This window comes from Pseudaestuariivita rosea (genome assembly GCF_017592335.1).
In the GTDB taxonomy this organism is placed as follows: Bacteria; Pseudomonadota; Alphaproteobacteria; order Rhodobacterales; family Rhodobacteraceae; genus Parasulfitobacter; species Parasulfitobacter rosea.
Map to the genome: position 1 here is coordinate 1 of NZ_JACNMP010000085.1, position 987 is coordinate 987.

The following is a 987-nucleotide window of genomic DNA, read 5'->3' on the forward strand; positions in this document are numbered from 1 at the left end:
TGGTGCGTGATGAACCTGCAGCCTCCATCATCCAAGAAGTCATGAAAGGCTACGCCTCTGGCCGCTTTGAAAGTCAGGCCGAGGTGAAACGCTACCTCGAAAACAGCACAGACTTCCCGAACATCAACGGATCAATCCGTCAGCAGGTCGTCTCAGACCTGTTCAGCCGCGTCCTTTACGCAGGATACATAGAACATGAGCCATGGGGCATCACGCGTCGTAGGGGGCACCATGAACCGCTTATATCGTTCGAAACCTATGAGCGCATCCAAGCTCGCAAGTCAGAGCGTCAACTTGCGCCTGCACGGGCTGACATAAATCAGGACTTCCCACTGCGTGGTGCGCTCAACTGCGCTTGCTATGATGCGCCTATGACGTCTTGCTGGTCAAAGAGTGCGACAGGCAAGCGGTATCCCTACTACTGGTGCCAGACAAAAACCTGCGAGATGTATCGCAAGAGCATCCGCGCAGAAAAGATCGACGCAGCCTTTGCAGAGTTGATGCAATCGCTGGCTCCGTCAAAAACGATGATCAAGAGCGTTACCATGATGCTCAAGGATGCATGGGCGCAAAGGTTGGCACATGCTAATGTGCAGAAAGGCGACGTGCAGCGCGAAATTGACCAGATGGACAAGCAACTCGACGGCCTGTTGGATCGGATTGCTGAGACGGATAATCCAACTGTCGTGGCTGCTTACGAGAAAAAGATCGCAAAGCTGGAACAAGACAAGCTAATGCTTGCCGATAAACTGGATCAAAAGACCCAATCAAAGCATAGCCTTGAAGATATTTTCGAACTTTCTGTCCTGTTCCTGACAAGCCCTTGGAAAATTTGGGAAAAAGGCGGCTTAGCACTCAAGAAAACGGTACTTAGAACCGCATTTAAAGCACCATTGGCCTACAGCAAGGAAAACGGGTTTCGAACTCCGCAAACCTCTGTAATCTTTAGGTTTTTGAGAGAGTTGAAAGAAAAATGTGAAATGGTGC

General features: G+C 50.3%; 1 protein-coding gene. It reads left to right on the forward strand.

Annotation, left to right across the window (positions count from 1 at the left end; genetic code table 11):
• Positions 1-987 (forward strand): recombinase zinc beta ribbon domain-containing protein (locus H7848_RS19670; protein ID WP_208354670.1); only part of this gene is annotated, 987 nt, incomplete at both ends.